22 protein-coding genes are annotated in these 23,155 nt (G+C 67.7%); 12 read left to right on the top strand and 10 right to left on the bottom strand.

Going from position 1 to position 23,155, the window contains the following annotated elements:
• Positions 1-669 carry an SOS response-associated peptidase gene (locus tag L1O03_RS02670; protein ID WP_236117859.1) on the top strand — a complete coding sequence of 223 codons (669 nt, stop codon included), beginning with the start codon at positions 1-3 and terminating at the stop codon, positions 667-669.
• Between the two features lie 17 nt (positions 670-686).
• On the opposite strand, the gene ybaK is transcribed toward L1O03_RS02670, so the two are convergent.
• Positions 687-1,208, bottom strand: a complete 522-nt coding sequence (gene ybaK / locus L1O03_RS02675) for a Cys-tRNA(Pro) deacylase (RefSeq protein ID WP_236117860.1) — start codon at positions 1,206-1,208, stop codon at positions 687-689.
• Positions 1,209-1,290: 82 nt separating this feature from the next.
• Here ybaK and L1O03_RS02680 point away from each other — a divergent pair, with 82 nt between their 5' ends.
• Positions 1,291-1,908 carry a sigma-70 family RNA polymerase sigma factor gene (locus tag L1O03_RS02680; RefSeq protein WP_236117861.1) on the top strand — a complete coding sequence of 206 codons (618 nt, stop codon included), beginning with the start codon at positions 1,291-1,293 and terminating at the stop codon, positions 1,906-1,908.
• Entirely contained in the window at positions 1,905-2,180 is a 276-nt protein-coding gene (rsrA, locus tag L1O03_RS02685) for a mycothiol system anti-sigma-R factor (RefSeq protein ID WP_236117862.1), read from the top strand. Before L1O03_RS02680 ends, rsrA begins: the two co-directional genes overlap by 4 nt.
• A 162-nt stretch (positions 2,181-2,342) precedes the next feature.
• Here the strand turns inward: rsrA and L1O03_RS11630 are convergent, their stop codons facing one another.
• On the bottom strand, positions 2,343-2,417 hold the full coding sequence (locus L1O03_RS11630) for a 50S ribosomal protein bL37 (RefSeq protein WP_374957137.1): 75 nt from the start codon (positions 2,415-2,417) through the stop codon (positions 2,343-2,345).
• Between the two features lie 137 nt (positions 2,418-2,554).
• On the bottom strand, positions 2,555-2,815 hold the full coding sequence (locus tag L1O03_RS02690; protein WP_236117863.1) for a WhiB family transcriptional regulator: 261 nt from the start codon (positions 2,813-2,815) through the stop codon (positions 2,555-2,557).
• A 404-nt stretch (positions 2,816-3,219) separates the two neighbouring features.
• Between L1O03_RS02690 and L1O03_RS02695 the strand changes: the two genes are divergently transcribed.
• Positions 3,220-3,642: a hypothetical protein gene (locus tag L1O03_RS02695; protein ID WP_420830273.1), complete on the top strand. Its 423-nt coding sequence runs from the start codon at positions 3,220-3,222 to the stop codon at positions 3,640-3,642.
• A gap of 18 nt (positions 3,643-3,660) precedes the next feature.
• On the opposite strand, the gene L1O03_RS02700 is transcribed toward L1O03_RS02695, so the two are convergent.
• Together L1O03_RS02700 and L1O03_RS02705 are read right to left on the bottom strand one after the other, a co-directional pair.
• On the bottom strand, positions 3,661-4,893 hold the full coding sequence (locus L1O03_RS02700; RefSeq protein WP_236117865.1) for an Rv3212 family protein: 1,233 nt from the start codon (positions 4,891-4,893) through the stop codon (positions 3,661-3,663).
• Entirely contained in the window at positions 4,890-6,209 is a 1,320-nt protein-coding gene (locus L1O03_RS02705) for a DEAD/DEAH box helicase (RefSeq protein WP_236117866.1), read from the bottom strand. Before L1O03_RS02705 ends, L1O03_RS02700 begins: the two co-directional genes overlap by 4 nt.
• Positions 6,210-6,248: 39 nt before the next feature.
• Here L1O03_RS02705 and L1O03_RS02710 point away from each other — a divergent pair, with 39 nt between their 5' ends.
• From L1O03_RS02710 to L1O03_RS02740, 7 genes are read left to right on the top strand one after another with little or no spacing between them, the layout of a single operon-like run.
• Positions 6,249-6,482: a DUF3107 domain-containing protein gene (locus L1O03_RS02710; protein ID WP_236117868.1), complete on the top strand. Its 234-nt coding sequence runs from the start codon at positions 6,249-6,251 to the stop codon at positions 6,480-6,482.
• Between the two features lie 24 nt (positions 6,483-6,506).
• A complete protein-coding gene (locus L1O03_RS02715) occupies positions 6,507-7,325 on the top strand; it encodes a TIGR02569 family protein (protein ID WP_236117869.1) in 819 nt (272 codons plus the stop codon).
• Between the two features lie 4 nt (positions 7,326-7,329).
• Positions 7,330-10,503, top strand: coding sequence for an ATP-dependent DNA helicase (locus L1O03_RS02720; RefSeq protein WP_236117870.1), 3,174 nt, complete (start codon positions 7,330-7,332; stop codon positions 10,501-10,503).
• Positions 10,487-13,873 (top strand): ATP-dependent helicase, encoded by a 3,387-nt coding sequence (locus L1O03_RS02725; RefSeq protein ID WP_236117871.1) that lies wholly within the window; start codon positions 10,487-10,489, stop codon positions 13,871-13,873. Before L1O03_RS02720 ends, L1O03_RS02725 begins: the two co-directional genes overlap by 17 nt.
• Before the next feature lie 39 nt (positions 13,874-13,912).
• Positions 13,913-14,989: a potassium channel family protein gene (locus tag L1O03_RS02730; RefSeq protein ID WP_236117872.1), complete on the top strand. Its 1,077-nt coding sequence runs from the start codon at positions 13,913-13,915 to the stop codon at positions 14,987-14,989.
• Positions 14,986-15,765 (top strand): NAD(+) diphosphatase, encoded by a 780-nt coding sequence (locus L1O03_RS02735; RefSeq protein ID WP_236117873.1) that lies wholly within the window; start codon positions 14,986-14,988, stop codon positions 15,763-15,765. Before L1O03_RS02730 ends, L1O03_RS02735 begins: the two co-directional genes overlap by 4 nt.
• Entirely contained in the window at positions 15,758-17,818 is a 2,061-nt protein-coding gene (locus L1O03_RS02740) for an ATP-dependent DNA helicase UvrD2 (protein WP_236117874.1), read from the top strand. The genes L1O03_RS02735 and L1O03_RS02740 overlap by 8 nt, the downstream gene beginning before the upstream one ends.
• A gap of 10 nt (positions 17,819-17,828) precedes the next feature.
• Here L1O03_RS02740 and L1O03_RS02745 read toward each other — a convergent pair whose 3' ends face one another.
• The 3 genes from L1O03_RS02745 to L1O03_RS02755 form a co-directional block, all read right to left on the bottom strand.
• Complete coding sequence (locus tag L1O03_RS02745; RefSeq protein ID WP_236117875.1) at positions 17,829-18,683, bottom strand: hypothetical protein; 855 nt, start codon at positions 18,681-18,683, stop codon at positions 17,829-17,831.
• 85 nt (positions 18,684-18,768) lie between these two features.
• On the bottom strand, positions 18,769-19,242 hold the full coding sequence (locus L1O03_RS02750; protein ID WP_236118054.1) for an Hsp20/alpha crystallin family protein: 474 nt from the start codon (positions 19,240-19,242) through the stop codon (positions 18,769-18,771).
• Between the two features lie 91 nt (positions 19,243-19,333).
• Positions 19,334-20,743, bottom strand: coding sequence for a zinc-dependent metalloprotease (locus L1O03_RS02755; RefSeq protein ID WP_236117876.1), 1,410 nt, complete (start codon positions 20,741-20,743; stop codon positions 19,334-19,336).
• An 82-nt stretch (positions 20,744-20,825) separates the two neighbouring features.
• On the opposite strand from L1O03_RS02755, the gene L1O03_RS02760 reads away from it, so the two are divergent.
• Positions 20,826-21,875, top strand: coding sequence for a YlbL family protein (locus tag L1O03_RS02760; protein ID WP_236117877.1), 1,050 nt, complete (start codon positions 20,826-20,828; stop codon positions 21,873-21,875).
• Positions 21,876-21,928: 53 nt separating this feature from the next.
• Here the strand turns inward: L1O03_RS02760 and L1O03_RS02765 are convergent, their stop codons facing one another.
• Both L1O03_RS02765 and L1O03_RS02770 read right to left on the bottom strand, forming a co-directional pair.
• On the bottom strand, positions 21,929-22,585 hold the full coding sequence (locus L1O03_RS02765; protein ID WP_236117878.1) for a hypothetical protein: 657 nt from the start codon (positions 22,583-22,585) through the stop codon (positions 21,929-21,931).
• A 55-nt stretch (positions 22,586-22,640) separates the two neighbouring features.
• A complete protein-coding gene (locus L1O03_RS02770; protein WP_236118055.1) occupies positions 22,641-23,144 on the bottom strand; it encodes a PPA1309 family protein in 504 nt (167 codons plus the stop codon).
• Positions 23,145-23,155: the final 11 nt, after the last annotated feature.

The following is a 23,155-nucleotide window of genomic DNA, read 5'->3' on the forward strand; positions in this document are numbered from 1 at the left end:
ATGTGCGGTCGATTTGTGCTGTTCCAGGACGAGGAATCCCTCCGCCACAGTCTCGACGCCCTCCCCGGCGTCACGGAAACCCTCCTCCCGGAGGGCGCCCCGCCGCCGCGCTACAACATTGCCCCCACGACCACGGTGGCGGCCGTCGACCTCAGCCAGCCGGGCCGGGCTATCCTCGCCCCCGCCCGCTGGGGGCTCATCCCCGAGTGGAAGAAGGAGATCTCCGGGCCGCCGCTCTTTAATGCCCGCTCCGAAACCGTGCAGGATAAGCCGTCTTTCCGCGGGGCCTTCGCGCGCTCCCGCTGCCTCGTGCCCATGGACGGCTACTACGAGTGGAAGGACAAGCAGCCCCACTTCGTCAGCCTCCGCAAGGGCGGCCTCCTCTGGGCGGCGGGCCTCTATTCCACGGCCCTGGGGCAGCTCTCAGTCACGATCCTCACGACGCAGTCCCAGCCGCCCCTCGAGTGGCTGCACCACCGGATGCCGCGCTTCCTCCAGGCCGAGGAGATGGAGACCTGGACGCGCGGCACTCCTCAGGAGGCCGCGCAGCTCCTCCACCCGAGCCTCGAGCCGCTGCGCGAGCAGCTGCGCACCTGGCCCGTCGGGCGGGAGGTCGGCCGCGCCAGCATCGATCACGCCGGGCTCATCACGCCCGTCGACGCTGATTAGGACGCATCCGCGACGTCCTAGCGGTGGGGCCGGGCTTCCTCGTGGCGCACGTCCGCGAACTGCCCGTCGGTGGCGGCGGCGAGGTCCGCGGCGCTAAGGCTGACGTCGACCCCACGCTTGCCCCCGGACACCCACACGCGCTCCGCGCCCTCGACGCTGGCGTCGATGAGCGTGGGCAGGGGATTCTTCTGCGCGATGGGGGAGATCCCGCCCGGAACATAGCCGGAGGAGCGCTGGGCCGCGGCGGGGGCGGCCATCTCCGCGTGCGAGACGCCGAAAGCCTTCGCCGCCTTCTTCAGGCTGAGGGTGTGGTGGACCGGCACGCAGCACACGCCGAGGGTGCGACCGGGGCGCTGGGGGTGGAGATCGACGACGAGCGTCTTGAGGAGGAAGGCCGGGTCTACGTCGAGTTGCGCGGCGGCGTTCTCGCCAAAGTGCGCGGTCCCGCCGTCGAAAGTCTCGATTTCGTGGGGGATGCCGCGCTCGCTGAGGAGTCGGAGGGCGGGGGTCGATGCAGAGACTTTCTTCTTTTTCGCCATGGGTGGGATTATGCCACGCGCGGAGAGGGGGCTGTCTTAGAATGGGTGCGCACTGGTGTCAACGAAAGGTGTGGGAAGTTCAGTGTCTGAACCCCAGGAGACGGCGCAACGCACGCCGGCTGAGGAGGAACTCGCCGAGCGCTTCGAGGCCGAGGCACTTCCGCTCCTCGACCAACTCTATGGCGGCGCGCTGCGGATGACGCGCAATCCCGCCGACGCGGAGGACCTCGTCCAAGAGACCTACATGAAGGCCTTCCAGGCCTTCCACAGCTTTAAGCCGGGGACCAACCTCAAGGCGTGGCTCTACCGGATCATGACGAACGCCTACATCAACACCTATCGCAAGAAACAGCGCCGACCTGTCCAGACGAGTGCGGAGGAGATCACCGACCACCAGATCTACTCCACCTCCTCCCATGACCCGACGGGCCTCCAGTCTGCCGAGGTGGAAGCCCTCAAGCGGCTCCCCAACGCCGAAATTGCCGACGCCATGAACCAGCTCCCCGAGGACTACCGCATGGTCGTCTACTACGCCGACGTCGAGGGGCTGCCCTACAAGGAGATCGCGAGCATCATGGGCACGCCCATCGGGACGGTCATGAGCCGGCTCCACCGTGGAAGAAAACAGCTCCGCGGGTTGTTGAAGGAAGTGGCTCAGGCTCAGGGCATCGGGCTGGACAAGGATGGGAGTGAACGATGAGCAGAGCGCACGAGAGCGAGGAGCACGCGCAGTACGTGGACCACACCGAGTCCCTCTGGGAATTGCTCGACGCCGGCCTTAGCGAGGCCGAGTGCCAGCAGCTGCGCGCTCACATCGAGGAATGTCCCGAGTGCTATGCCCAGCTCCTCACCGAGGAAGAAATCCGGGCGCTCGTGCGCCGCTGCTGCTGCGCCCCGGCCCCCGTGGAGCTGCGACGCCGCATCAGCATGCAGATTCGCGTGACCCGCGTGACCCGCACCTACGAGGGCTAGGGGAGGCGGGGCTGGCGCCGCCACCTCGGGGTGGCCCGGGGCACGGTGCTGACGTTGTGTAGACAGCCCAAATATCCAGATGCCCAGATACCACGAGTGGGTGTCACCGCAACGATGGCGGTGACACCCACTCGAGTTCTGCAGCTGATGTCGCTGAGGCGCTTAGGCGTTCGGGCGACGGCCGTGGTTGGCCTTCTTCTTCCGACGGTCCTTGCGCTTGCGGCCACGCTTGCTCATAGCGGCTCCTCCTACTAGGTCTTCGAGGTTTCCGAATGATTTTAACGCCCCGGGGCGGGGTTCAAAAATCGTCGGTGGGGAGGGGAGCGGTGGCCCGTATGAAGTTGAGGTGTGGTGACGGTGGCGGGGAGAGGGTGTTAGACGGTCAGGCGGGTGCGGTTGCGGCCGCGGTTCTTGCGACGCTTGAGAGCGCGACGCTCATCCTCGCTCATGCCGCCCCAGACGCCGGCATCCTGGCCGGTCTCGAGCGCCCAGCGCAGGCACTGGGAGGTGACGGGGCAGCGGTTGCAAACGATCTTCGCCTTCGCGATCTGTGCGAGGGCGGGGCCAGAGTTTCCGACAGGGAAGAAGAGCTCGGGGTCTTCAGCGCGGCAGACGGCCTCGTGGCGCCAATCCATAGTTCGTGTCTCCTAACATACGTGTGTGCATGGGCAGTGGTGTTGCAAAAGCGTGTGCGGAATCCCCCATCCGCGGGGCGGATCCTTGCAGAGGGCATGATCCAGGGGAGGACCGGCACCCAGCCGGTCTCTCTGTCACGCAAAGATCATGACACGTCTCCAAGAAGTTTTCTAGAGGTTTACCTAGAACTGAGAGGAAACTCACAATAGTTAAGATGGTGTTTACCGTATTTCCGCGCTTAGGCTACCCTCAATTCGCCCCATAAACTGACCGGCCATGCCGGGTGACCTGGGTTTTCTTCCTTTTTCGCTGAGATCATGTTGCGCTCTGTCCGTCAAATCGCCCCTTTCTGGGCTCCCCCGGGGCCGGAGCCTCGCGCGGGAACCGGATAGGATGAGGCTTCGTGAGCTCCCCAGAATCCCTTCCCCCGCGTCTTATTCGTTGGGCCGGCATCATCGCGATGGTCCAGTGCGTCCTCGGCCTCGCGTATGCCGTGTTGCTTCTCGCCCGGCAGGCACTCGGTTATCGCGATCCTTCGCTTATCTCCACGGAGGGCTCCACCGGCCAATGGGTGGGTGCCGGGACGGGGATCTTCCTTCTCCTCGTCTTCGGCGTCGTTCTCTGGGGCGCCATCCGCATGAACCGCGGGTTCCGCTGGGGCCGCGGCCCCGTCGCGATGCTGGAGATGATCTTCCTCCCCATCGCCTATTACATGTTCTCGGGGCATGCCTGGGTCCTCGGCACGGTGACGGGCCTGTCTGCGATCGTGGCGCTCGTCCTTCTCTTCCACCCGACCTCCGTCAAGTGGGTGGCCGAGCGCTACTAGCACCTCCCAGCGTGCGCGCTACTTTCCCGTGAGGGAGAGGGCGACGACGCTCGCCCCGCGCTGCTCCACCAGGACGTCTCCGGCCAGCGAGAGGGACACCGGCCCCTGCCACGAACCGCGGTCCACGGGGATGGTCCGCCGCACCTCGCCCGTATCCGAGTCCGCCACGGCCACGCCGCCGCGCACCGGGTAGAGGAGCTGGCCGTTGAGGGACACCCCCGTGCCGAGGGCATCGTCTTTGTGGATGGTGGGGCGCAGATCCGTCGGCTCAAAGAGATGCCAGGAGTGGCCGTCGTACCAGGACATGTGGTGGGGGAGGTCAGCGATCGCCGGGCGATAGGGGGCGTCGAGGGCACCCTCCGCAGGCGGGGCGATCGGGGTGCGCGAGAGCTCCGCGCCAGAGAAGTCATAGGAGACGAGCGCCCCGTCCTCGTAGACGGCGAGCGCCGAGGCCCCCAGCGCGACGAGCGTGCTCGTGTCACCAGACAGTGCGAACTCGTGCTTCACCTCGGGCTTGCGCGAGTCCTCAGGGCTCGTGTCCATGATGCGCACCCACGAGGAGTGATCCGGGCAGCGATCAAGAAGAACCAGGTCATCCTTCCGAGTGAGCGCGGCGGCGGGGGAGCACTCGACGTGCGGCTGCATGTTCGGCTCCTGGCGCGCCGGGTTGTCCCCGTATTCGATGGTGCGCACGGCGTCATCGCGCCACAGCTCGACGCGCTCCGCGCCGATGATCCCCACCCGGTCATTGGACTGGACGATGCCCACCGGATCCTCAGCGATGGCGCTGCGCGTGGCCCCGTACGTTCCATCGTGCGGCTTGATCTGGACCACGTCCCCGCAGCCAAAGCCGGCATCGAAGACGGCCGTCACCTTCTGCCACGCCGTGCCCAGACCGCACAGGGTCTCCTCCCGCTCATAGGACCACAGCTGCTGGCCCGACCGCGGGTCCAGGCCACGCACCCCATGCTCCGAGGGAAGAATGACCACGCCCCCGACGACGACGGGGCGCGGCGCCACGGTCTGCTGGGCGGGCGCCGGCTGGGCGTCGTCGCGATGCCACAGCTCAGGGAGGGAATCCGGGACCCGGGTGGGTGCGGCGGCGGCGTGGAACTCGGCCGTCGCGGGGGAGAGGTGACTGCCGCGGATGGGCGCCTTGTACCAGGCGAGCCCGAGCGCCAGCACGCAGACGAGGACGATGATGCAGGTGGCGATGATGTCGCCTCGGGTGCGGCGCAGAGGTGGGGTCACGGGCGGGGCCTCCGGCGGGATCGGGATCGGGACCGCGGGCGGCGGCTCGAGGAGGAGCTGCGCTCGGCGGCAGAGCGGGCGCCGAAGACCCGCCGGGGATCGCCGACGCGCTCCTGGGCGCCATCCGGGATGGAGAGGGCCTCGTAGAGCTCAGGCGAGGTGGAGAACCACTGCGGGGGCTCGGGAAGGTTGAGGTCCAGCTCCGTGTTGATCGCGGCCCATTTGTGCAGCTCATCGTAGCCGACCAGCGTGACCGCCGTGCCGCTGTGCCCCGCGCGGCCGGTTCGGCCGATGCGGTGGATATACGTCATGGGATCATCCGGGGTCTGGTAGTTGATGACGTGGGTGACGTCGTCGACATCAATGCCGCGCGCCGCCACATCGGTTGCGACGAGGATCTCCACCTGGCCGGTGCGGAAGGCCTCGAGGGAGCGCTCGCGGGCGGGCTGCCCCATGTCCCCGTGAACCGCGCCGACGCGGAAGCCGCGCGTGGCGAGGCCCTCGGCGACGTGCTGGGCGTTGCGCTTCGTGCGGGTGAAGACGATCGTGCGGCCGCGGCCCCGCGCCTGGAGGATGCGGGCCAGCACGGCCTCCTTATCCATCCGGTGAGCCTGGAAGATGATCTGCTCGGTGGTGGTGTGGGTGGCGGACTCGTCGGGTTCCTCCGCGCGGATGTGCACCGGCTTCGTGAGGAAGCTGCGGGCGAGGGTCATGATGGGCCCCGGCATGGTGGCGGAGAAGAGCATGGTCTGGTGCTCGTGGGTGAGCGCCTCGAGGATCTTCTCAATATCCGGGAGGAAGCCGAGGTCGAGCATCTCATCGGCCTCATCGAGCACGAGCACCGCCACCCGATCGAGGTGGAGGCAGCCGCGCTGGTAGAGGTCGAGGAGGCGGCCCGGGGTGCCGACGACCACGTCGATGCCCGCCTCCAGGGCATCAATCTGCTCCTCGTAGGGGCGGCCGCCATAGATGGTGAGCAGCCGGATCGGGAGATGCGCCGCGGCCTGTGTGAGGTCCTCGCCCACCTGGACGGCGAGCTCGCGCGTGGGCACCACGACGAGGGCACGCGGGGTGCCGTCGAGCTCATCCACATCCGCGGAGTCAAAAACGCGATCAAGGAGGGGAACACCGAAGCCCAACGTCTTGCCCATGCCGGTGCGCGCCTGGCCGATGATGTCCGTGCCATCGAGGGCCAGCGGCAGGGTGAGCTCTTGGATGGCGAAGGTGTGGGTGATGCCGCGCTCCGCGAGCGCCTCCGTAATTTCTACGGCCACACCCAGGTCAGCAAAGGTGGGGGTTGAATTCGGTGCAGACACACCCTAGATATTAACGAGTCCCCGCTATGATGGGGCACTATGTCTGTTGATATCAAGATCGGTTTTGTGGACAGCCCCCGCGAATTGGCCCTGGCCAGCACCGAAGAGCGCGAGGCCCTCTCGGCCCGCCTGAACCAGGCGCTGCAGCAGGACAGCGGCGTTCTGGAGCTCGACGACACATCCGGGCGCCACTACATCGTCCGCACTGGGCGGATCGCGTGGGTGGAAGTGGGGGAGGAGAACCCCCGCCAAGTGGGCTTCATCGGCCGTTAGTAGAAAGACCTGTACACACAACCCATGACAGAAACCTTCCCCGAGCATGTTCAGGCCGCGTTCCATGCGGATCGCGGCCCCATCGAGCGCCTCGATGCCGCCTGGGGCTACGGGTGGCGCGTCGGGCCCGTGTGCGTCATGCGTGCCATGGCCTCGGACTCGGCGGGGTGGTCCGCCCGGGTGCGCGAAAAGCTCAGCGTCGAGGGGCTCCGCATCGCGCGGCCCCTGCGCTCCACCGATGGGCGCTACGTGGTCTCCGGGTGGCGGGCGTCCAGCTGGATCGAGGGCACGTGCGCGCGCCGGGTGGATGAGACTGTGGGCGCGGCGCTGCGCCTCGACGACGCCCTCTCCACCCTCAACGTGCCACTGCCGGATCAGCCTCATGGGGGATCTGTCTTTGACCAGGCTGACCAGGCTGCCGCCGCGGGGGAGGATCACGGTTCGGCCCTGGCGGCGCGGCTCATCCGCAACACGCCGTCGTGCGAGGCGCCCCTCCAGGTCTGCCACGCGGACATGCTGGGCACCACGATCTTCCACGGCAGCAACAAGCCGGCGCTCACGGACATCGTGGGCACGCGACGGCCGCATGGCTACAGCGCGGCGCTATGCATCATCGACGGCCTCATGATGGGGGCGGTCGATGCCCGCATCATCCACCGCTGGAGGCACATCCCGCACCTCGAGTCGCTGCTCTTCCAGGCGCTGACGTATCGCGTGCTCGTGGAGGTCCTCGACGACAGCCGCGATCAGTCCCTCGACGCCGACGCCGAGCGCGTATCCCGCCTGCTCTTCGACGCTTTCGAACATTCCAGCGACTCATGTCCGGGTGATATGCCACACTAGTGGCATGACCTCACCCGACATCCCCATCATCCAGCACCCCACCCCGGAGGTGCGGCTCACCCGCTCGGCGCCCAGCCCGCGCCGGCGGCAGTGGGGCGAGGACGTGCGTCCGCTCTTCGAGGATGCGCACGGCCTCTGGCGCGTCACCGGCCCTGCCGGATCCGGGGTATCCTCCCTCCTTGTCGACGTCGCCGCGGCGCGCATCCGCCAGGGCGCGGACCCCTCCCGCATTCTGCTTCTCACGGGCTCCAAGGAATCGGCGCGGCGCCTCACCGATGAGCTCTATGACGCCCTCTCTGACGGGGGTTTTCCCGCCACGGGCGGAACCATGGTGCGCTCCATCCACTCCTTTGCCTATGCGCTGCTTAGGCTCGCGCGCGAGGGGAACGTCGAGCTCATGCCCGGGGCGGAGCATGACACGGTGATCCGGGATCTTCTCGCCGGCCATGCCGACCAAGGCGGGCTCCTCTGGCCGGAGGATGTCCGGCCGGCCCTGTGCATGGTGGGTTTTGCTCGCCAGTTGCGGGACTTTCTTCTTCGCGTCCAAGAGCGCGGGCTGGGGCCGGAGGAGCTGGAGAATCTCGGGGAGGCCTATGACCGCCCGATGTGGGTGAGCGCCGGGGGATTCCTCCGGGAGTATCAGCAGGTCATGAACCTGCGCCAATACAACGCGCTGAGCGCCTCCGAGCTGCTCACCCATGCCGTGCGCGAGGTGCAGCGGGATCCGGGGATCCTGCCCGAGGGCTGGGATCTGCTGGCCGTCGATGACACCCAGAACCTCGACCCCATGGCAGCGCAGCTCATTGACCTGTGCCTTCCGCGGGCGGATCTGGGGATCCTCGCCGGGGACCCCGAGCAGGCGATCTTCAGCTTCCGCGGGGCCGAGGCCACCTACCTCACGAAGCACGCCTGCGATGTTTCGCTCGAATGGAAAAAGAGCAAGCGGACCCCGGAACGCCAGGTGATGATCGTCGATACCCCCGCGGCCCAATGGGAGCGGGTGACCGGGGAGATCCGGCGGGCGCACCTGCTCGACGGGGTCCCGTGGAGTGAGATCGCGGTGGTGGTGCGCTCGCACGCGGCGATTCGCTCCACGCGGCAGGCCTTGCTGCTCGCGGACATCCCTGTCCACCAGGACCCCACGGATGTGGTCCTCGCCCAGCAGCCGATTGTTGCGGGGATGATCCTCGTGCTGCGCGCTCTCCAGGACAGCATCGACGCCGCGGAGTGGGAGCAGCTGCTTTTGGGGCCCTTCGGCGGCGCGGACCCGGTGACGATCCGCCGCCTGCTGCGCGGCCTGCGCCGATACCGCATGGACCAGCGGGCCATCGAGACGCTGGCGGAGCTCGTCGATCCTCGACGGGAGCCATCGCTGCCCGACGTCGAGGCCGAGCTCCGGGAGCTGCTCACCCCGCGCGAATACGACATTCTCCAGCGCGTCCAGGCGGTGCTGGCCGCCGGCCACGCATCCCGGGAGCGCGGCGACTCCGCCGAGCTCATCCTCTGGGAGCTGTGGAACGCGGCGGGGCGCGATCCCTCCGACCCTCAGGCCCGCGGCCTGGCCGAGCACCTCCAGACGACGGCACTGCGCGGTGGGGCGCTGGGTTCGCAGGCGGATCGTGACCTCGACGCCATCATGGCGCTCTTCGACCTCGCCGGGGACATGGTGGAGCGCAACGCCTCCGCGGGAGTGGACACGCTCATCAGCGAGGTCAGCGACCAGGAGCTTCCCACCGGCGTGCGGGACCGGCGCGGGGTGCGGCCCGAGGCCGTCAGCCTGCTCACCGCCCACGGGACGGCCGGCCAGGAGTGGCGGCGAGTGATCGTCCTCGAAGCCCAGGAGGGGGTGTGGCCGGCGGTCGGGGAAACCGGCACCCTCTTCCAGCAGGAGGAACTCGTGGACCTCGTAGGCTCGGGCATTGAGCCTGGTGAGCCGATCTCTCGGGCGCGCATCGCCGTGCGTGAGGAGCGCCGGCTCTTCGGCCTGGCCACCACGCGGGCGACGGAGAAGCTCCTCCTCTGCGTGGTGGAGAACGCGGAGCTCGACGAAGCCCTCGAGCCCACCCGCTTCCTGGACGAGTTCGTGAAGATCTGGCCTCGGGTCGAGGTGATCCGCGATCACGAGGCCGCCGGGGAGGAGACCCCCGCGGGGAGGCCCACGCGCACCCGCTCCCGCTACACCTCGCTCAATGCCCCCGAGGTGGTGGCGGAATTGCGTCGGGTGCTCGTCGACCCCGAGGCCGCGCCCGGAGATCGGCAGCAGGCGATTCGTCAGCTCGCCCGCCTCGCGAAGGCAGGGGTCCCCGGGGCGCACCCCGATTCCTGGTGGGCGACGACGACCCCCAGCACGGAGGAACCCGTCACGACGGCGATGCCCATGAGCCTCTCGCCCTCGCGGATCGAGGCGCTCCAGAACTGCCCACTCAACACCTTCCTCTCCCGGACCGAAGACCCGAGCCAAGACACCAGCGCGCTGAGCAAGGGCATCATCGTTCACGCCTACGCTGAGATGGTGGCCCGGGGAGCGGACAAGGACAAGGCCCGTGAGATCGTGACCGAGGCCTGGGAACGCATCCACTCCGCGCCCGCCTGGCGCACGGACTACGAGACCGAGGAATGGCAGCAGCTCCTCCAGCGCCTCGATGCATGGATGAGCGCACGGGAGCCCGGGAACCTGCTGGGCGTCGAGGTGGACTTCTGCCTCGACATCACGGAGACCACCCAGCTCAAGGGGCAAATCGACCGCCTCGAGAGGAATGAGGAGGGCGCCGTGATCGTGGATATCAAGAGCGGAAAGAATGCCGTGAGCAAGACAGAGGCCGACGAGCACGCGCAGCTGCGGGCCTATCAGCTGGCGGTATCGGAAGGGATCTTTGAGCCCACCGAGCCCCACCGCGGACACATCCGTTCGCCGAAGGAGGGGGAGAAGCCTCTGCCGGTTGCCCTGGCAGGGCTGCTATACCCGGGGACCAACGGCAAGAGCGTGAAGTCGCTCTGGCAGGAGCCCCTGAGCGAGGAGGTCCGAGCCCAGTTGCGCGAAAGTCTGCCCCGCCTGGCAGAGGCCGCGCGTGGTCCCTCCTTCGACGCGACGCCCGGCGAGCACTGCACACACTGCCCATTCACGATCCTCTGTCCCGCCCAGCCTGAGGGGAGGAGCTCTCTTGACCTCGCACACTAAGCATCACGACGCCCAGCCCGCCGACGGGGCGCCCCGGATCTCCGCCATCGAGCTCTCGAAGGTGCTCAACCAGCCCTACCCGCCCACCGAACAACAGGCGGCCATCATCGAGGCTCCCCCGGGGCCGCTGCTCGTCGTCGCCGGAGCGGGCGCCGGGAAGACGGAGACCATGGCGGCGCGCGTCGTGTGGCTCGTGGCCAATGGCTATGTCGAGCCGGAGAACGTCCTGGGTCTCACCTTCACGAGGAAAGCCGCGCGCCAGCTCAACCAGCGCATCCGTCGCCGCTTGGAGCAGCTCAAGGCCTCACCGGGGATTCGAGACATTGATCCCAGTGGCACGCTCAAGGAGACGCTCACGGTCATCGAGCCGACGATCGCCACCTATGACTCCTTCGCTGGCTCGATCGTCCGCGAGTTCGGTCTCCTCGCCCCTGTGGAGCCGGACTCCCGGATCGTGTCCACCAGCCAGCTCATCCCGATCATCCAGGGGGTCGTGGAGGAATGGGAGGAGCCAATTGAGGGGAACCCGGCCGTCTCCACCGTCATCGAGGATCTCCGCGACCTCGCTGACCAGATGACGCAGCACATCGTGAGCAGCGAGGAGGTGAGGGAAGAGACTGAAGCCTTCCATCGCCTCTGTATAGACATCCCGAAGGCCCCTCGCCAAAGGGATGCGCTGAATGGTGAGATGACGAAGGTCGTTGCGAGTCAGGCACGCCGCCTCCAGTACCTCAGGCTTCTCGACCGGGTCAACGAGCGCCTCGCCCGGGAGCGGCTCTCCACCTTCGGCCAGCAGATGGCCGCCGCCGCGGACGTGTCCTGCCGGTTCCCCCAGGTAGGGAAGAGCCTTCGGCAGCGCTATCACGTGGTCATGCTCGATGAGTACCAGGACACCAGTCACGCCCAACGCGTTCTCCTCTCCGAGCTTTTCGGCAAGGCCGTGGAGGACGCCCCCTCGGTGACGGCGGTCGGCGACCCCATGCAGGCCATCTACGGGTGGCGAGGAGCCACGGCCTCCAACCTCAACCAATTTATCCACGACTTCCCCGCAGCCGACGGCAGCCCAGCCCCGCGGCAGGAGCTCACCACCTCCTGGCGCAACCCCATCGACGTGCTCGGCCTGGCCAACGAGGTCACTGCAGACATTTACGCTGCTCACGACGCCAATCGCGAGGTCAGTCCCCTCGAAGCCCGCCTGGGTGCTGACAAGGGTTCCGTCACCCTCGGCTACAGCAGGGACCGCGAGGATGAACGACGGCGGGTCGCGGACCTCCTCGCCACTCGCTATCACTGCGCGCGAGAAGCCGGGGAGCACTTCACCGGGGCGGTCCTCGTCCGCAAGAACGCAGACATTGAACCCATCGCCGCGGAGCTCCGCGCCCGCGGGGTGCCCGTCGACCTCGTCGGGATTGGCGGGCTCCTGCAGGTGCCGGAGGTCCACGACGTCCTCTGTATCGCCCGCATGCTCGTTCAACCGGAGGACACCTCCAGCGCACTGCGGATCCTCAGCGGCCCCATGGTGGGCCTCGGCGCCAAGGACATTCAGGCGCTGTCCCGTCGGGCCGTGCACCTCTCCACGCGCATGCTCGCTGAGGGGGAGGAGGACGAGATCCCCGTGCGCTACCCGGAGGACGAGCTGCTCTCCGAGCTCGAACGACGGCTTCGCGACACGAGCGATACAGAGGAGAACCTGCGTGCCGGGATCACCGATGCGCTCGCCGACCCCGGTGACCAGGCCACCTGCGGCTACTCTGCCGAAGGCTACCGGCGCATCACCCACCTCGCGGCTCTTCTCCGACAACTGCGCCAGCGCGGTCTCGACCGCCCGGTCCCGGACATCCTCGCCGACATCATGCAGCTCACCGGGCTGCGCACCGAGGTTCTCGCCCGCGAGACGCCCCACGCCGATGGGGCCAGCGGCACCGTGCACCTGGACCGCCTCCTCGAGGAAGCCGGGTCCTTCTCCGACGTCCCCGGGGCCACGCTCCTCGGCTTTCTTCGCTTCTGCGAACTCGCCGCGCGCTACGACAATGGCCTGGAGCCCGGTGAGGTCATCGTCCGCAGCGACCGCGTCCAGATTCTCACCGTGCACAAGGCCAAGGGCCTCGAATGGCAGCACGTGGCCGTCCTCCATGCGGACGCAGGCACCTACGGGCCCAGCACGAAGAGCGCGAGCTGGCCTAAGTCCGCCAAGCTCCTTCCCTCCGCCCTTCGCGGGGATGCCGGGCTGGACAGCGGGGCGCCGCTCCTCGACTCCGATGTGGAGAACCGCAAGGAACTCGAGAACGCGATCAAGGCCTATGCCGATAGCGTGAAGGACGTCGAGAGGGAGGAGAATGATCGTCTCTTCTATGTCGCGATGACCCGCGCCGAGCAGAGCCTCATCATCAGCGCCTCCGCGTACGAGACGCCGTCCGCCGCGGAATCCGACGCGCGCAAGGGCTCGCACAAGGCCGCGGCACCGCACCCCTTCCTCGCGAGCTTCGCGAAGAAGCACCCCGAGCTGGTCGGGGAGGAGTGGTGGTGGATGCCGGCCAGCGAGGGCGATGCCTCCGACACGCCACGCGCCGCGGTACTGGGGTCAGTGGACGCGCGCCCCTGCTTCCCCCACCTGCCGGTTCCCCCCGAGGTCCAGAGCGCGGCGGAGGACGTGCGCGCGGCCCTCAACGGAAACCTGCCCGAGGCCGGTACGGCAGAGCTCCACGAGCTGTGGGAATCCGATGTCAACGCCCTCATTGAGGAGCATGAGAAGGCCCAGAAGCCCGTCATTGACGTGGAGCTTAGCCGCCGGCTCACGGTGAGCGACATGGTGAGGCTGCGCGAGAACCCCCAGTGGTTCGCCCGCCGCCTGCGCCGCCCGGTGCCCTTCAAACCGCAGAGCTTCGCGAAGCGGGGCACCGCCTTCCACTCCTGGCTGGAGGATTTCTTCGGCGCGAGCTCTCTCCTCGATGACACGGAGCTTCTTGGCATGGAAGAGGAAGAGCAGCCCTATGACCTCGCCGAACTCAAGGAGAAGTTCCTGGAGAGCGCCTGGGCGGATCGCACCCCGGCGTTCGTCGAGAAGCCCTTTGAGCTCTTCCTCGGCAGCCGAGTCATCCGCGGGCGCATGGATGCGATCTTCCCTGAGCCGGATGGTGGGTGGTTCATCGTGGACTGGAAGACCGGCCAACCACCCCGCGAGGAGCGGGAGAAGAACGCCGCGGTCATCCAGCTCGCCGCCTACGCGGTGGCCTGGGAAGAGATCTGCCGCCAGGCGGGGGAGGAGAAGCCGCGGGTGCGCGCCGCCTTCCACTATGTCGCCGCCGGGAGGACCGTCGAGCCCGAACACTTGCCCACCCGGGAGGAATTGGTCGCCCTTCTGGACGACTAGGATCCTTGTCAGACTGGAGAACACACGGGAAGGACGTCCATGGCCAACCGCTTCCGGGAGCGATTCCGCAGCACCGGAGAGCTCACCACGCTGCCGGACCACGCCCTGCTGGGGGTCATCCGCATCCCCCACGGCGCGGTGCTCAGCCCCTGGTGGCTCATCCTGCGGCGCGTGTTTTATGCACTGGTGCTGCTGTTCGGGGTGGCGGCCCTCGTCTACTTCGACACCGACGGCTACAGCGAGCCCCTCACCTTCGTGGACGCCTTCTACTACTCGGCAGTCTCCCTCTCGACGACGGGCTACGGCGACATTACCCCGGTCACCCAGTCCGCCCGGCTCATCAACATCATCATCATCACCCCGCTCCGCATCGCCTTCGTGATCCTCTTGGTTGGCACCACGCTCTCCGTGCTCACCGAAGAATCCCGGCGATCCATCCGCATCAAACACTGGAGGAAGCACGTGCGCAACCACACCATCGTCGTGGGATACGGGACGAAAGGCCGTTCCGCGGTGGCCGCGCTCCTTGCCGACGGCGTGACCCCAGACAACATTGTGGTCGTCGATACCGACCGGGCGGCCCTCGCCGCCGCGGAAAACCAGGGGCTCGTCACCGTCCACGGATCGGCCACCAAGGCGGACGTCTTAAGAATCGCGGGGGTGACCCGCGCCAAGGCCGTCGTCGTGGCCCCCAACCTCGATGACACGGCGGTGCTCGTCACCCTGTCCGTACGAGAAATCGCGCCCAGCGCCACCATCGTGGCGAGCGTGCGCGAGTCGGAAAACCAGCACCTCCTCGAGCAATCGGGCGCGGACTCGGTCGTCATCTCCTCCGAGACCGCGGGCCGGATGCTCGGCCTCGCCACGGTGAACCCCTCCGTCGTCGAGATGATGGAGGACCTCCTCTCCCCGGATGAAGGCTTCTCCATCGCCGAGCGGCCCGTCACCGAAGAAGAGGTGGGGGCCAACCCCCGGCACCTGGCGGATATCGTGCTCGGCGTCGTGCGGTCCGGCGAGCTCTACCGGATCGACTCCCCGGAGGCCGAAAGCGTGGAGCCAGGCGACCGTCTGCTCTACGTCCGTCGCGTCTTTAGTGAGGATGTGAGACGCCCGTGAAGTACCTACTCATTGACTCCCGCGGTCGCATCGCCGGGCGCGTCGCGCACGGTCACAGTGTGGAGCCCGTTCTCATCGGAGCGCTCCCACCCGCGGCAGTGCCCAGCACCAGGGTGCGCGTCCGGCCTGAGCTTCTCGCCCTGCGCGTCGACGATGCCTCCGTCTCCCGCCTCGCCGACGAAACCGACGCACAGCTCGTCGAGCCACGCTGGTACGCGGACAGCCCGCTGCTCGCGCGGGCCCTCGCGCTCGTGCGCAACCGGGAGCGCCTCCGCTTTGACCCCACGGACGGCTATCCCATCGACTTCGACGATGCCGGCGTGGTGGGACACGGCGTCAACGGGCCGATCTTCCCGCGCATTGATCCGGCGGTCATCGGCCTCGTCGAGCTCGTGGGGGAGAGTCAGATCCTCCTCGCCCGCAATGCCCGCCGGCCGCAGTATTATTCGCTCATCGCGGGCTATGTGGAGCCCGGGGAGAGCTGCGAGGCCGCATTCATCCGTGAGGTCGGGGAGGAGACCGGGCGCGCCATCCACCGGCTGAGCTATCAGGGCAGCCAGCCGTGGCCGGCGAGCGGCTCACTCATGGTGGGCTTCCACGCCTACACGGCCGATGTGGAGCCCACGCGCCCCACCGATGGGGAGCTCTCGGAGACCGTGTGGCTCGGCGCCGAGGATCTCAGCAACCGGACGGTGCCACTGCCGCCGCCGGGATCCATCGCTTATCGACTCATCGATCGCTGGGTACGCGCCCAGGGAGGAACACTGCGTGATTAATCTGGAGGATCTTGACCCGCAGCAGCGGGTCGCCGCACAGGCGCCGCGCGGCCCGGTGTGCATCCTCGCGGGGGCGGGGACGGGGAAAACCCGGACGATCACCTACCGGATCGCCCACCTCATTGACCAGGGATTTACCGATCAGCGGCGGGTCCTTGCGCTCACCTTCACTACCCGGGCGGCCGGGGAAATGGCGCAGCGCCTGCAGCGCATGGGCATCGGCGGAGTCCAGGCGCTCACCTTCCACGCCGCGGCGCTGCGCCAGCTCCGCTACTTCTGGCCGCGCCTCTTCGGCTCCCTCGACTGGCGGCCGCTGGAATCCGCCTTCCGCCCGGCCATGCGCGCGGCCCAGCAGGTGGGCCTCGGTACGGATACGGCCACGGTGCGCGACGTTCTCAACGAGATCGAATGGGCCAAGAGCTCCCTCATCACCCCGGAGCGCTACCCCGAGGTCGCCTCCGCACTGCGCCGGGAGATCCCCGGCGATCCCCAGACCATCGCCCAGGCCTACCGCGCCTACGAGGACCTCAAGATCCAGGGCTCCATGGTCTCCCTCGACTTCAGCGATTACCTCCTCTACATGGCCGCCGCCATCGAAAACAACCGCTCCGTCGCCGAGGAGTTCCGCCACCAATACCGCACCTTCATCGTCGACGAGTACCAGGACGTCACCCCCCTCCAGCAGAGGGTTCTCGACGCCTGGCTCGGCGAGCGCGATGACCTCACCGTCGTCGGCGACGCCAACCAAACCATCTACTCCTTCGCCGGCGCCACCCCGCGCTACCTCCTCGACTTCGCGCGGACCTACCCTAACGCCACGGTCGTCAAACTTGAGCGGGACTATCGCTCGACGCCGCAGGTCGTCGACCTCGCCAACAAGACGATCTCCCAGGCGCGCGGCCGGGCCGCCGGCACCCGCCTCCGCCTGCACGGTATGCGCCCGCCCGGACCCGAGCCCGAATTCCACGGTTACGACGACGAGCCCACCGAGGCCCGCGAAGTCGCCTCCGCCATCGCCACGCTCCTTCGGCGCGGCGTCCCCGCCCGCGAGATCGCCATCCTCTACCGGGCCGGCGCCCAATCGCCCGCCTTTGAGCAGGCCCTGACCGAGGCCGGCATCATGTACCACGTCCACGGCGGGCGCTCCTTCTTCCAGCGCCCGGAAATCCGCCGGGCCCGCGAGCGGCTCACCCGCGTCGCGCAGCAGATGGTGGAGGACGAGGCGTACGTCGGGCCCCGCCTCCACGAGCTCGTGCGCGAGGTCCTCGCCGGAGAAGGCCTCACCAGCGAGCCGCCCGAGGGGCAGGAGATGCGCGCCGTGTGGCAGTCGCTCTCCGCGCTGGCCACCCTCGCCGAGGAAGCCGGCCAGAAGAACCCGAGCCTCACGCTGCAGGGATTCCTCCAGGAGCTCACGGACTCCCAGCAGGCCTCCACGGTCCCCGCGATCGACAGCGTCACGCTCTCCACCATGCACGCGGCGAAGGGCCTCGAGTGGGACGCCGTCTTCCTCGTGGGGCTCAGCGACTCGATGCTGCCCATCAGCTACGCCCAAAAGCTAGGCCAGGAAGCCATCGAGGAGGAACGCCGTCTCTTCTACGTGGCCATCACCCGGGCGCGGATTCTCCTCCATTGCTCCTGGTCACTCGCGCGCAAGGAGAACGGGCAGAAGAGGCACCAGCGGACGCGATTCCTCGACGGCATCCTCCCTGAGGTGGACGTCACCTCCGTCCCGCCGCGCTCGGTGCGGCCCAAGCGCTGCCGCAACTGCGGCCGGATGCTCAGCACCCCGCAGGAGAAGGTCGTGGGCCGCTGCTCCTGCTGCCCCTCGGACGCGGATCCCGGCGTCTTCGCCGCGCTGCGAGAGTGGCGCAGCTCCGTCTCCCGTGAGATGAACGTCCCCGCGTACATCGTGTTTACCGACGCCACCCTCGTCGCCATCTCCGAGGCCATGCCCGAAACCCTCGCGGACCTCCACGACATCTCCGGGATCGGCCCGGTGAAAATTGAGAACTACGGGGAACAGATCCTCGAGGTCCTCAGCCCATTCCGCTAGCCTCCTTTCGCTAGAGCCCTTCCGCTTCGAGGACACCCCGTCGGAAGCACGAGGGGCAGCCGGGATGAACCGCCCAGAGCTCCTCATCCACCGCGTGCGCATAGGGGTCGACGCGCATCATCATCCCCGGGTAGGGCAGCAGCGGCGACGTGCTGCTGGGCGGCGGGCAATCGTCGAGCAGCACGTGAAGGAGGCTGAGGAGCCGGGCGGCGAGGCTCGTCGCGCTGAGCGGATCGGAGAGCGCCGGGAGGGCCTGGGCGCTGGCGCTCAGCTGGGGGAGAAGGGGATCCGAGTGCTGCCAGTGGAGGTCGGCGCACAGTGGGCAGGGGCCCTCGCCGCGCAGGTGCACGGGCCCGATGAAGCCGTGCCCGTCCCAGGTGCTCGCCGGGATCCAGGTGCGGCCGGGTTCGTCGAGAGCACCCGCGACGTGGATCGCCTCCCCGACGAGATTGAGGAGGAGGATCGGGGTGTCGAGAGCCTGGTGGGAAAGAAAGCTACTGGGCTCCTCGCCGCGCAAAGGCTGGCGGACGCGGATGCCGGCGTCGTCGAGGAGGTGCGTCATGAGCGTAGCCAGCCGCCCCCGACCGAGGAGGGCCACCTCCCGGCGGCGGGCGCTCACCGTGCGCAGGACGCGAAAGGCGAGGAGTTCGTCGAGGAGATGCCGCGCCTCATCCGGATCCAGCCCCACCGCGCAGAGGCGGCCGTGGATCTCCTCGCGCGGAAGCGGGCGGCGCGCCCGGATGAGCTCCCGGACCAGGGCAGGGGCCAGCGGGTGGCTGATTACTCCGCAGCGTCGCGCGTCGACACCACACTGCAGGGAGGTGGGGCTGCGCACAAAAATGTGGGAGGCGGGAGTCAATTGCACAAGGCTCATACCTTGGTGAGACTCCGCCTCCCACGCGGGGGATCCCTGCCGGCCTCAGATGATCAGCCGGCCCGGGACTCGGCCCTTAGCTCTCGGCGCCTTCGGAGGCGTCGATTTCCTTCGGGGCGTCACCATCGCCCTTGGGGGCGCGCATGACCTGGATCTTGCGGGCCTTGGCGCGCTCGGCGAGCGGGAGGGTGAGCCGCAGGATGCCGTCGGCGTAGTGCGCGGAGATGCGCTCCGTGTCGACGGAATCGCTGAGGGTGAGCTGACGACGGTAGCTGCCGGTGGCGCGCTCGTTGAGAACCCACTGGACGGATTCGGATTCGGGGAGGACGGAGCGCTCCGCGGCGATGGTGAGCACACCATTGTCTATATCAATGTCGATACTGTCTGGATCGACACCCGGGAGGTCCGCGGTGAGGATGTAGGAGCTGCCGTCCTTGTAGAGGTCCATGGGCATAAAGCGCGGGGCGCGGCTCTGGCTGGCCACTCCGCCCAGCAGCTGGCGGGCGAGGGAATCAAGCGGGGTGAAGGGGTCGGTGTTGAGGTTGCTCATGATGCCTTCTTTCTCGTTGTGGGAATCAGTGACGATCACTGACACCAAGCACAACGCCCCGGCCCAAAGTGTATTCCACCACGCTCAACTTTTAGCTGTTATCCCCCTCTTTGCCCTGCTCATCGGGGGTGTCTCCTGAGTCACCCTCGGACTCCTTCTTCTCCGCTTCCTCACGTTGGAGCCGCTCGATCTCACTGATGGGGTCGAAGTCCTCGCCATCTGCCTCGCCGAGGAGGCCGTCGATAAACTCCGCGGAGTTGTCCAGGTCCTCGGCCGAGGGCATGAAGTCCGGGTGCTCCCACACGGCATCGCGCTTAGTGGTTCCGACGGCCACCTCCACGCGCCGCCACAGTTCGAGGGCCTCGGCCACCTTGGGGGCGTTGAGCTCAATGCCCACCACCCGCGCGAAGGCCTTCTCCGCAGATCCGCCGGTGGCTCGGCGCCGCCGCCACGCTTCGTTGAGTGCGCCGGTTGCTGGGATGCGCTCGCCCATGGCCTGGGTGACGACGAATTCCACCCAGCCCTCCACGAGCGCGAGGAGGGTCTCCAAGCGGGCGGCCGCCGCGGCGTTTCGCGAGGTGATCGTGGGGGAGAGGTCCATGTTCTGGAGGTTTTGCATGGCCTCCTGGATCTGCGCGGGGTCCCCGGACTCGATGTTGAGCCCGCGGGCGGCCTCCTCGATGTGGGAGGTGTCAATGACGAGCCCGTTCGCATACTCCTCCACGGAGGAGACGAGCCGCTCGACCAGCCACGGCACGTGGCGGAAGAGCCGCTGGCGGGCTGCCTCGCGGGCGCTGATGTACACCATGACGTCGCGCGAGTTGATGCCCAGGTCCTTGCCGATCTGGTCGATGTGTTCGGGCAGGATTGCGGTCACCCCGGTCGGCGCGACGGGCAGGCCAAAGTCCGAGCCCGTGAGGGCCTGGGTGGACAGCTCGCCGAGGGCATGGCCCAGCTGCACCCCGAAGCTCATGCCCGACATGTGATTCATCATGGAGAGCATGGGGCCCATCATCTCCCGGGCTTCCTCCGGAAGGGAGGCCAGCTGGGCCTCATTCATGTTCTTCGCCACGGGGGTGACCATGCGCTTCCACATGGGAAGGGTGCGGCTGAGATAATCCGAGGCGTTCCAGGCCTCGACGCTCCCCTCGGCGGTGGGCAGCTCGGTGACGTCGTCGAGCCACAGCTCGGCGAGGCGGACGGAATCAATGACCGCGGCGCGCTGCTGCGGGCTCACTGAGGGGGAGTGCTCGGTCTGCTGCCGGGCGATGCGCTCGGCCATGTCGTAATTGACGGGCTCGCCCTCCTTCTGGGAGTTGAGGGAGGCCCCCATCCCGGAAAGCATGTGCCCGAATTGGTTGAGAATATCGCCTAATCCCCCGGAGCCTCCGCCGGAAAACCCGAACGCTCCGAAGGGATTCTGATTCTGGTTGTCGCGATTCTCGCGATCATCATCATCGTCATTATTGCCAAAGGAGAATCCGAATCCATGGGTGCTCATGCCTTTACAGTACCGACCCCGCCGTGCTCCTAGCCACGACAAAATCTATGCTCTGAGCGAACACCGGGTAGGGTAGACATTCGTGTCACGACGAATTCGAACCCTCGCTTGCGGAGCCGTGCCCGTCATCGTCCTGGGTGCCTTGGTGGGAATGCGCCACATTCCCGGGACAGATATCGCCCTGACCGCCCCCTATGCTGCAGAAGGCCCGGGGCCCAGCTTCAACACCCTCGGGGAAGTGGATGGGCACCAGGTCGTCGACATCCAGGGGGCAGAGACCGACGCCACCTCGGGCAACCTCAACATGACGACGGTGGCCGTCCGCTCCGGCATGAGCATCCCGGAGGTCTTCTCCCGGTGGATGCAGGGGGACAGCATCGTGCCCATCGAGGAGGTGTTCCCCGCCGGCCAGAGCGAGGAGGAGGTACAGCAGCGCAACGCCGCGACCTTCGCCGAGTCCGAATCCGCCGCGACGATCGCCGCCATGAATTACCTGCACCGGGACGTCGTCGTCGAGGTGAAGATGGTTCTGCCGGAGAGCGCCGCTTCGGGCGTTCTCTCGGAGGGGGATCGCATCCTGGGGGTCGATGGCAGCGCCACTCCCACGCCGGAGGATGTGCAAGCGAGCGTCGCCTCCCATGAGCCCGGGGAGTCCGTGGACATCGACGTCGAGCGCGTCGACGGCCACCGCGAGACCCTCAGCGTGGAGCTCGGGGAGGACCCGGATCACTCGGGGCAGCCGCTGCTCGGCGTGACGATGGTGAGCGCCCCCGCGGACGGGATCTCCATTGATTACAACCTCAAGGAGATCGGCGGTCCGAGCGCCGGTATGATGTTCTCGCTCGCGGTCATCGACAAGCTGAGCCCGGGGGAGCTCAACGGCGGGAAGTTCGTCGCCGGGACGGGCACCATCTCCCCCGACGGGACGGTGGGGCCGATCGGCGGCATCCGCCACAAGGCGGACGCGGCGGAGGACCTGGGCGCAGAGCTCTTCCTCGCGCCGAAGGAGAACTGCCGGGAGCTTGGTGATCACAAGGGCTCCATGACCATCGTGGCCGTCGGGAATCTCGACGACGCGATCGCCCAGATGAAGGCCTATGCCGAGGGTGGGGAGCTCAGCACCTGCCACTAGGCGCCGAGCGCGCTGGGCCAGCGTCCGCGGCCCGCGGCTCCCCGCGCCCCGCGCTAGTTCTTGCGGCTCGTCGTGGTGGTGGAGCTGGGTTCGCTGCTCTCGCTGGAGTGCTGGCCCGCCTTATCAGAGAGGCCGAGCTCTTTGATACGGGTTTCCGGCTCCTCCTGGTCGGAGGACACCATCTGTTGCATGACGAGGCCCTTGTCGTTGTCCACCACTGTGATGACGGCGGTGGTCCCCAGGGTGGACCAGCCGACCACCCGGGACCCTGTGTCCTCGACCACGCGGGAGGAGCGAAGCTCGGTGAGCAGCTGCGTGGTGGAGGCCGCCTTGGCGGAGGACTTGAAGAACTGGAACTGGCCGACCTCGGATCCGGAGCACTGGAAGGAATCAGTAATGCCGCTGGGATTGCAGGTGTCCAGCTGATCGAGGAGCGAGTCGGGCGCCACGGAGCTGAAGACTTCCCTCACCCGGTCGAGGTCTGAAGTGCCCTCTGAGCTTGTGGCTTCCTTCGCGGATGAGCTCGGCGTGGAGCTCTCCGCATCCTCCGTGGGATCAGGGGAGGGCGTCTGGGTTGCCGTGGCGTCGGGGGAGCCGTCGGCGCTCGTATCCTTCTCGGAGGAGCAGCCGCTCAGAGCCGCCCCCGCGAGGGCGAGCGCTGCGAGGGCGCAGGCGAACGGGCGAACACGGCGATGAGGCGATGCGAGCACGAAAAACTCCTCGGAAGGTGGGCTGCGGAAAATAGTCCGGCTTAGAGTCTAGCCTTTAGCTCTCGTCCTCCACGATGGACGGATCCTGCTCGAGGCTGAAGCGCAGCGCCTCGATGACGGCGGGGGCAACCTCGGGGCCCCCGCGCAGCTCAATGCGGTCCTCTGCGAAGGGCCCCTGCTCCTCGAGCTCCTCCTCGGAGGGGCGGAGTTGAAGAAGGGTGAGCTCCGCGCCGTCGCGCAACACCCCGGAGAAGAGGCGCGCCGGGCGCGGCTCCGTCTGGGCGGGGTCGGAGGTGTCCCGGTAGCGGATTTCCTGGGCCAAGACGATGCCCTCGACGGCCGTCGGCCACACGGTGCGCGTGAGATAGTCGGCGAGTTCGGGGGAGCCGGGCCGGATCGTCGGCGGGAGGGGATCCTGCACGACGAGGGTGAGCGGCGTGGTGTCTTCGTCGACGTCAGGGAGCTCGACGCTCATGAGCGCGGTGGGAACGAGGGCGAAGAGCGTGGGGGAGTCGGCGTCCCAGCCCTCCGCGTGGATGTACTCCACGGCTTCCATCATGGCTGTGTTGA

Origin of the sequence: Corynebacterium uropygiale (assembly GCF_021568315.1) — a bacterium.
GTDB classification, from domain to species: Bacteria; Actinomycetota; Actinomycetes; order Mycobacteriales; family Mycobacteriaceae; genus Corynebacterium; species Corynebacterium uropygiale.